This window comes from Rhizobium sp. KNZ2-6A (assembly GCF_056755475.1).
Genome location: NZ_JBNDIC010000155.1, coordinates 1 through 323 on the forward strand (window position 1 = coordinate 1; position 323 = coordinate 323).

Genomic DNA, 323 nt, shown 5'->3' on the forward strand with positions numbered 1-323 from the left:
ACGGAGGAATAACCGCCGACCGAGATCTGCTCGGCTCCGAACAGGTTGTCGGGCGAATACTGGCCCGTAATGAGCGAGTTGATCTCGAAGCGCTGGTCGGCGAGCTCGAGCGGCTTCGTCACGGTGATCGTGCCAGTGAACTTCGAAAAGCGAGGGTCCGCATCCCCTGCCCCGGCATCACCGGGAGCGACCGCATCGAAGAGGTTCAGCCCCTGGCTATAGGAAAGGTCGAAGACCCAAAGGCCACCCAGCATGCGGCGCGAATGCGAGATGCCAAGATCACCGACGGTATATTTGCGGCTTCCGACCTCTATTTTGTTGCC

General features: G+C 60.1%; 1 protein-coding gene. It reads right to left on the bottom strand.

What is annotated here, in order from left to right; all coding sequences use genetic code 11:
* The coding region (locus ACPYOP_RS33020; protein WP_481414394.1) for a ShlB/FhaC/HecB family hemolysin secretion/activation protein at positions 1–323 on the bottom strand (323 nt) is incomplete at both ends.